Genomic DNA, 8,153 nt, shown 5'->3' with positions numbered 1-8,153 from the left:
CAGGAGGAGAAGGCCGGCGCCGCCGGCGGCGGCGACGCGGTGCTGGCGGAGGTCGGGCGCGTCGCGGGGGGCGCCGGGGAGGAGCTGCGGTCCCTGGCGTGCCTCGACGTCTCGAACCTCTCCGGCACCGACGCGGTCGCGTCGCTGGTCTGGTGGGAGGACGGGGCCCTGCGCCGGCAGCGCTACCGGCGCTTCCGCATCCGGCGGGCGGGGGCGCCCGATGACTTCGCGATGCTCGCGGAGGCCGTGGGCCGGCTCGCGGCGCGCGTCGCCTCCGGTTCCTGGACGGGGCCGGACGTGGTCCTCCTCGACGGGGGCCGGGGTCAGCTCGGCGCCGTCGAGGGGGCGCTGGCGGGGTCGCCCTGGCGCCCGCGCCTGCTGCTGGCGATCGCGAAGCCGTCCGAGAAGCGGGGGACCGACGCGGTCTTCGCCGCGGGGCGTGGGGCGCCGCTCGCGCTCGCGTCCGGGGATCCGGCACTGGCCCTGCTGCAGCGCGTGCGCGACGAGGCCCACCGCTTCGCCGTCGCGTACCACCGCATGCTGCGCTCGCGGCGGCTGCTCACGGGCCCCCTGAGCGGCATCCCCGGCCTGGGCCCGAAGCGACAGGTTCGCCTGCTCGAGGCCTGCGGCGGGATCGCGGGGGTCCGCGCGGCCTCGCGCGCCGACCTCGAGCGGCTGGTCCCGGCGCGCGCCGCGGCCGCGGTGTACACGGCCCTCCACCCCGAGGAACCGGGGGGCGGGGATCAGGCGGGCGGCGCTCCGGCCGGCTGAGCGTCGCCGGCGGCTTGCGCGGCCGCCGCCTCGGGAAGCGCCGCGGAAGCCGCCGTGCGCGGGTGGCGCGGCAGCGAGACGAAGAAGGTGCTGCCGTGGCCGGGGGAGCTCTCGGCCCAGGCCCTGCCGCCGTGCAGCAGCATGATCTCCCGGACGATGCTCAGGCCGAGGCCCGCGCCGCCGAAGCGGCGGGTCGCCGTCGAGTCGACCTGGTAGAACTTCTCGAAGACCTTCTCGACCTCGGTCGCCGGTATGCCGATGCCGGTGTCGCGGCAGCAGTAGACGATCTCGTCCGCCCGCACCTCGAGCTCGAGGTCGATCCGGCCGCCGTCGGGCGAGAACTTGATCGCGTTCGCGAGGAGGTTGGTGAAGACCTGCCGCATCTTGTCCGCGTCGCAGGGGACCGTGGGCGGCGCCTCCGGCAGGTGCAGCTCGAGGCGCAGCCCGCGGCGGCGGGTCTCCTCCGCGAACTCCGCGGCGAGCTCGCGCAGCAGCGCCGCGGTGTCCGTCTCCTCGACGTGCAGCACCATCGAGCGGGCGTCGAGCCGCGAGAGGTCGATCAGCTCGTCGATCATGCGCGAGAGCTGCTCGCCGCGGCGCTTCGAGATCTGCACGGCCTCGCGCAGCTGGCGCGGATCGCTCTGGTAGCGCTCGTCGAGGATCAGCGAGAGGAAGCCGTTGATGACCGAGAGCGGCGTCTTCAGCTCGTGCGAGACGATCGACAGGAAGTTGGCCTTGGCCTGGTTGGCCCGCGTCAGCTCCTGGTTCGCCACCTCGAGGCGCCGGCGCGAGTCCTCGAGCGCCACGCTGGTCTGGCGCACCTGCTCGAGCGTCGCCTGCAGGTCGTGCGTGCGGGCCTCGACCTTCTCCTCGAGCGTCTCGTTCAGCTCGTGGAGCTGGCGGTTGGCGTCCTCGATCTGCTCGGTCTTGCGGCGGATCTGCTCGTCGCGCTCCTGGAGGTGCTCGGCCATGAGGTTGAAGCGGCCGGCGAGCAGGCCGAACTCGTCGGCGCGGTTCGCCAGCGCCAGCCGGTGGGTGAACTCGTCGCGCGTCAGCGACTCGGTGCCGCGCACCAGCGAGACGAAGAGGCGGTGGCTGGCCACGAGCCCGTAGGCCAGGGTCACCGTGAAGATCAGGCCGACGACGAAGAGGGTGATCTCGATGTCCAGCACGGAGCGGCGCAGCAGCCGCTCGTTGCGCACGCGCAACTGGGCCACCATGTGCGCGGCATTCGTGTTGATCTCCTGGAGCGAGGCGATCATCCGCTGGCCGCGCGCGGTCGCGGCGCCGTGCTGGAGCAGCCGCGCCTCGCGGTCGTTCGTGGTGATGATGATGCTCACGCTCTCGCGGAAGCGCTCGAGGTCGACGAGGATGGCGTGCACCCGCTCGTCGAGGTGGTCGATCTGCACCTGTGCGTCGCGGTGGCAGGAGGTGCAGTCCTCCTCGCGCAGGTGCTGGCGGTAGTGGGGGACGATCGAGAGCAGGATCTCCTCGAAGACCGCGATGTCGTCGATGAGCCGGTCGATGTCGCGCGTGTACCCCGCCTGGTGCTGGTAGAGCAGGACCTGGGAGGACATGATCAGGGCGCGGGCGCGCTCCTGCTCGTGGAAGGTCTCGTCCTTGAAGACGATGAGGCGCTGGTTGTTGATGATGGCGTGCAGGTTGCCGACGATGATCACGACGCCGGCCGCCGAGACGCCCAGCAGCAGCAGCGCGGCGACGAGAATCCGCGTGCGCAGGCTCACGGCCGGCAGCCCTAGTGCAGGTCGCGCAGCGGCCAACCCGCGAGGTCGACGCCGGCGTCGCGCGCCATCGCGAAGACCGGCTCGTAGTCGGCCCGGTCCGTCGCGATGAAGCGCTGGGTCCCGATCTGGCGCAGCACGCGCTGCCCGTCCTCGTTCTGGTGCATGCCGAGGAGCGCTTCGCGCAGCTTCGCCTTGAGCGCCGGGTCCAGCCCGGATCGCACGCCGAGGCCGTTGGAGGGCACGGCGGCGGATTCGCCGAGCACCCGGAGCGTCTCCGCGATCTCCGGGTGCTCGCGCAGCTGCTCGTCGTAGACGGTGTTCTTGCAGGCGCCGAGGTCGGCCTCGCCCTTGAAGACCGAGAGCATCGCCGCGTCGTGGCTGCCGGTGAAGGACATCGCGCGGAAGAACGCCGCGGGGTCGGCGGTGTAGCCCGAGTGGCGCAGCAGGGCCAGGGGGTAGAGGTAGCCGGCGGTCGTGGCCTTGTTGACGAGCGCGATGCGCTTGTCCCGCCACGTCCTCGGGTCGATCGTCACGTCGCTGCCGGCGCGGGTGAAGATCACGCCCTGGTACGTCGAGACCCCCTTGAGGTCGACGGGGCGCGCGAGCATCTCGACGGCGCCGCGCAGCAGCGAGATGGCGCCGTTCATGCTCCCGAAGAAGGCGCCGTCGACGCGGCTCTCCATGATCTCGCTGAAGATGAGCTGGTAGTTGTCGAGGAGCTTGAAGGTCACGGCGCAGCCGCAGGCGCGCGAGAGGTAGTCCTGGAGGGGCTGGTAGCGCTTCTTCTGCTCGAAGACGTTGCGCTCGGGCAGCAACGCGATCGTGATGCCGCCCGTAACTGCCGCGGCGGGCGGCTGGGGGGACTCCGGGGCGGGCTCCCGCCCGCACGCGCAGACGAGCGCGCCGACAACGCACGCCAGGAGGGCCACCCCGACACCGCGGTACGCGCGCTTCACGTCCGGCAGCCTCCTCCCACCCGGTGCAAGAACCTCACCGGAAAACTATAGTGGAAGACGCCTCGCGAAGACAAGCTGACGGCTTCAGCCCTGCAGGCGCGCCCAGCGCTCCTCGAACTCGTCGAGCCCCATGCCGGCGTTCCGGCGGAAGGCCTCGGGGAACGCCGCGCCCGCGCCGACGGCCTCGAGGGTCCGCCGCGGCAGCCAGAAGCCGTCAAGCCGGACCATCTCCGCGACCGCCAGGGCCGCGGCCGCGTAGGCGGCGGCGATGTCCGCGCCGGCGCGGAGCGCCGCGCTCACCTCGTCGAGGCGGGCGAAGCGGCGGTGGTGGGCGCGCAGCGTCTGCAGCGCGGCCTCCGCCGTCACCCCCTGGAAGTGCCCGGCCAGGCCCTCCTCGAACCAGAGGGGGAGGGACCCGGGCACGTTCGCGCGGACGAAGGCGTGCGTCAGTTCGTGCGCGAGGATCGGCCCGAGGGCCTCGGCGTCAGCCGCCGTGGCGAGCCCGCCGACGGGCACGCGGATCTTCCCGTCGTAGGAGCCGGCCACCCAGGCGGGGCTGCGCGTGACTTCGCTGAAGAGCTCCCGGGAGTACAGGATCACCGGGACGTCGTGCTGGGGCGGCCGGGAGAACTCCCGCCAGATCCGGCCGTACGCCTCCTCCAGCAGGCGCAGCGCGGTGCGGGCGATCTCGGGCGGCACGGGCCCGTCGAACTGCAGCGTGAAGTGCCGGCTGACATCGCGCCCGAAGCCGTCCTCGGCCGGCTGCTCGCGGTCGAGGCGGTCGAGCTTCGCGCGGACGGCGTGCTGCCGGGGTCCGGCGCCCGCGAGCGCGGCCTCCCACTCGCGACGCGCGCGCTGGAGCGAGCCCTCCTGGTAGAGCAGGTCGCCGGAGAGCTCCCGCGCCTCGGCCATCCCCGGCGCAATCTCCAGCGCGCGGTCGACCCGCTGGCGCGCCTCGTAGAGGTCGCCGCGGCGGAAGAACACGACGCCGAGCAGCAACTGCACGGACGCCTCGCCGGGGGCGAGGTCCGCGGCGCGCTCGAGGCGCGCCCGGGCCTCGTCGAGATTGCCCGCCTGCAGCTCCTCGTGGCCGGCCGCGGCGAGCGCCGCCGCGAGGTTGTGGCGGATCGCGGAGGACCCGGGGTCCAGGGCGAGCGCCTCCTCGAACCTGGCGATCGCCTCCCGGGGACGGCCCGAGCCGAAGAGCGCAGCCCCCGCCTCGTTGGCCTCGGAAGCGGTGGCGCAGAGGCCCGGGGCGGCCCCGGTGGCCGCGAGCAGCGCGGCGGCGAGGGCGGCGCGCAGGCGGGGGGCGGACACCATGGCGGCATCCTAGCACGTCCGCGGCCGCCGGCCCACCCCGCGACCCTCGATTTCTTGACGGAAATCGCCGAGGTGTGGCAACATTCGCAATTCACCATGAACAATCGGAACAGGGACTCGGGAGGCATGTGGGCGATCATCCTCGCCGGGGGAAAGGGGACGCGGCTGCGGCCCCTGACCCTGGCGCGGCCGAAGCCGGTCGTGCCGCTGGCGAACCGGCCGTTCCTCGCCTACCAGCTCGAGGCGTTGCGTGCGGCGGGCATCCGCCGCGCCGTGCTCAGCCTCTCCTATCGGCCGGAGGCCGTGCAGGCCGCGATCCGGGGCTTCTCGCCGCGGGGCCTGGCCCTTTCGTACACCGTCGAGGACGAGCCCCTCGGCACGGGCGGGGCGGTGCGCTACGCCGCCGCGGGGCGGACGGGGACGCTGGTCGTGCTCAACGGGGACGTGCTGAGCACGGTCGACCTCGGCGCCGTTCTCGCCTTCCACCGCGCGCGGCGGGCCCAGGCGACCATCGTGCTCACCCCGGTGGAGGACCCGACGGCCTACGGCCTCGTGCAGCTCGGCCGCGATGGCCGCGTGCAGGGCTTTCTCGAGAAACCGAGCTGGGATGAGGTCAGCACGAACACGGTCAACGCCGGCGTCTACGTCCTGGAAACGGAGCTGCTGCGCCACTTCCCGGCGGGGCACTGCTCGATCGAGCGCGACTTCTTCCCGCGGCTCGTGCAGGAGCGGGTCCCGTTCTACGGCTTCGTGCACGGCGGCTACTGGCTGGACATCGGCACCTCGGAGAAGTACCTGCAGGCGCACCGCGACCTGCTCGAGCAGCCGGAGCGGCGCCACCGCGGCTACCGCCGGCGCGGCAGCGGCCTGTGGCTGGGCGCCGGGGTCGTCACGGGCGAGCGGCTGCTGGCGATGGGCCGCGCGCTCATCGGCCCCGGCACCACGTGCGGGGACGGGGTGCAGCTGCACAAGGCCGTGGCGGTCGGCAGCGGCTGCCGCATCGGCTCGCGCGCGGTGCTCGAGAACTGCGTGCTCTGGGACGGCGTCGAGGTCGGCGAAGGCGCGCGGCTCAAGGGCTGCGTGCTCGGCGACGGGGTGAGCGTCGGCGCCAACACGAGCCTGGCCGGGCTCGTGCTCGGCGACGGCGCGCGCGTGCCGGAATACAGCCGCGTGCACGCCGTCGGCCGCGGAGACTAGGGATGGGGGAGAGCGGGGGCGTGGCGGGCGAGTTCGTCGTCGGGATGGACCTCGGGGGCACGAACCTCCGGGTCGCGGCCATCGACCGCGCCGGCGGCGTCGAGGCGCTCCACCGCGAGCCGACCGCGGCCCGGCAGGGCCCGGACGCGCTCGTCGAGCGCATCATCGCCGCGGTGCGCGCCGTCGTCGCGCAGGTCGAGGCGGGGGGCGGGCGCGTGCTCGGCGTCATGCTCGGCGCGCCGGGGATCATCGCGGCCGCCGAGGGTGTCGTCGTCTCCTCGCCGAACCTGCCGGGGTGGCGCGACGTGCCGTTGCGGGAGCGCGTCGGCGCGGCGCTCGGGATGCGCGTCGCGCTCGAGAACGACGCGAACGCCGCCGCGTACGGGGAGCACTGGCGCGGCGCGGGCCAGGGGTGCTCGAGCATGGCGCTGCTGACGCTCGGCACCGGCGTCGGCGGCGGGCTGGTGCTCGGCGGCGCGCTCTGGCGCGGGGCCGACGGCATGGCGGGGGAGATCGGCCACATCACCGTCGACGCCGCCGGAAGGACCTGCCGCTGCGGCAACGCCGGGTGCCTCGAGACGTACGCCTCGGCGACGGCGATCGTCGATCGGTACCGCGAGCTCTCGGGCGCCGAGGAGGCCGTCAGCGCGGAGCTGGTGCACGCCCGGGCGCTCGAGGGCGACGCCAACGCGCGGCAGGCGTACCGCGAGGCGGGGCGGGCGCTGGGCATCGCGTTCGCCACGCTCGTGAACCTGCTCAACCCGGAGCGGATCGTGATCGGCGGCGGGGTGCTGCCCGCCTGGGACCTGTTCATGCCGCACGCCGAGCAGGAGCTGCGCCGGCGCGCCTTCGCGGCGCCCGCGACGCGGGTCGGCTTCGCGCGCGCGGCGCTCGGCGAGCTCGCGGGCGTCACCGGGGCGGGCGGCCTGCTCTGGCGCGAGATCGAATGCACCTGACACCAACGGGCCGCCCCTAGCGGCCGCAAGGGAGAAGCACCGATGGTCTTCAACGCGATCTGGGGGATGTTCTCCAACGACCTCTCCATCGACCTCGGCACGGCGAACACCCTCGTCTACCAGAAGGGCAAGGGCATCGTCATGGACGAGCCCTCGGTGGTCGCCGTCCACAAGGACACGAACCGTGTGCTGGCCGTCGGCAAGGAGGCGAAGAACATGCTCGGGCGCACCCCCGGGAGCATCGTCGCGATCCGGCCGATGCGCGACGGCGTGATCGCCAACTTCGAGATCACCGAGGCCATGCTGCGCTACTTCATCCAGAAGGTGCACAACCGCAAGACCCTCGTGCGCCCCCGGATCGTGGTCAGCGTCCCGTCGGGGATCACGCAGGTCGAGAAGCGCGCCGTCAAGGATTCGGCGCAGTCCGCGGGGGCGCGCGAGGTCTACCTCGTCGAGGAGCCGATGGCGGCGGCGATCGGCGCCGGCATGCCGATCCTGGAGCCGTCGGGGAACATGATCGTGGACATCGGCGGGGGCACCACGGAGGTCGCGGTGATCTCGCTCTCGGGGATCGTCTACTCCAAGTCGATCCGCATCGCCGGCGACGAGATGGACGAGGCGATCGTCAACTACGTCAAGCGCAAGTACAACCTGCTCATCGGCGAGCGCACCGCCGAGCAGATCAAGATCGAGGTCGGCTCGGCGTTCCCGCTGGAGGCCAAGCAGAGCGTGGAGATCAAGGGGCGCGACCTCGTGGCGGGGATCCCGCGCACGCAGCGGATCTCCGACGACGAGGTGCGCGAGGCCATGCTCGAGCCGGTGAACGCCATCGTGGACAGCATCAGGATCGCCCTGGAGCGCACGCCGCCGGAGCTGGCCGCGGACATCGTGGACAAGGGCATCGTGCTCGCCGGCGGCGGCGCGCTGCTGCGGGGCCTCGACGCGCTCATCCGCGAGGAGACGGGGCTGCCGATCACCATCGCCGAGGACCCGCTGACCTGCGTCGTGCGCGGGACGGGCAAGGTCCTCGACGAGCTGGACCTGCTCCGCCAGATCCAGATCGCCTAGATGCTCTGGCGTCTGTCGGCGCGCTGGCGGCGGGCGCTCACCGCCGTCCTCGTGCCGGCGGCCGCGCTCTTCGTGGCGCTCACCGGCGGCGTCGCGCCGCTGGCCTCGGCCGCCGCGACGGCCGCGGCTCCCCTGCAGGC

General features: G+C 73.3%; 7 protein-coding genes. 4 read left to right on the top strand and 3 right to left on the bottom strand.

The features are described 5' to 3' along the window. On the top strand, positions 1 to 771 hold a 771-nt coding region (locus tag VI078_10625), incomplete at its 5' end, for a hypothetical protein (GenBank protein HEY5999734.1). On the opposite strand, the gene VI078_10620 is transcribed toward VI078_10625, so the two are convergent. From VI078_10620 to VI078_10610, 3 genes are all read right to left on the bottom strand, one after another. Beyond that, a complete protein-coding gene (locus tag VI078_10620) occupies positions 744 to 2,516 on the bottom strand; it encodes an ATP-binding protein (protein ID HEY5999733.1) in 1,773 nt (590 codons plus the stop codon). The genes VI078_10625 and VI078_10620 overlap by 28 nt on opposite strands. An 11-nt stretch (positions 2,517 to 2,527) precedes the next feature. Beyond that, entirely contained in the window at positions 2,528 to 3,472 is a 945-nt protein-coding gene (locus tag VI078_10615) for a phosphate/phosphite/phosphonate ABC transporter substrate-binding protein (GenBank protein HEY5999732.1), read from the bottom strand. Positions 3,473 to 3,556: 84 nt separating this feature from the next. Next, a complete protein-coding gene (locus VI078_10610) occupies positions 3,557 to 4,792 on the bottom strand; it encodes a tetratricopeptide repeat protein (protein HEY5999731.1) in 1,236 nt (411 codons plus the stop codon). Between the two features lie 126 nt (positions 4,793 to 4,918). On the opposite strand from VI078_10610, the gene VI078_10605 reads away from it, so the two are divergent. The 3 genes from VI078_10605 to VI078_10595 are packed head-to-tail and all read left to right on the top strand — an operon-like array spanning position 4,919 to position 8,013. Next, positions 4,919 to 5,989 carry an NDP-sugar synthase gene (locus VI078_10605; protein ID HEY5999730.1) on the top strand — a complete coding sequence of 357 codons (1,071 nt, stop codon included), beginning with the start codon at positions 4,919 to 4,921 and terminating at the stop codon, positions 5,987 to 5,989. A 2-nt stretch (positions 5,990 to 5,991) separates the two neighbouring features. Beyond that, on the top strand, positions 5,992 to 6,945 hold the full coding sequence (locus VI078_10600; protein HEY5999729.1) for an ROK family protein: 954 nt from the start codon (positions 5,992 to 5,994) through the stop codon (positions 6,943 to 6,945). Between the two features lie 42 nt (positions 6,946 to 6,987). Beyond that, positions 6,988 to 8,013, top strand: coding sequence for a rod shape-determining protein (locus VI078_10595; GenBank protein HEY5999728.1), 1,026 nt, complete (start codon positions 6,988 to 6,990; stop codon positions 8,011 to 8,013). Positions 8,014 to 8,153 lie beyond the last annotated feature (140 nt).

This window comes from bacterium (assembly GCA_036524115.1).
Lineage (GTDB): Bacteria > JAUVQV01 > JAUVQV01 > JAUVQV01 > DATDCY01 > DATDCY01.
Note: the sequence above shows the minus strand (reverse complement) of the source record. Positions and strands in the feature narration are given on the sequence as shown.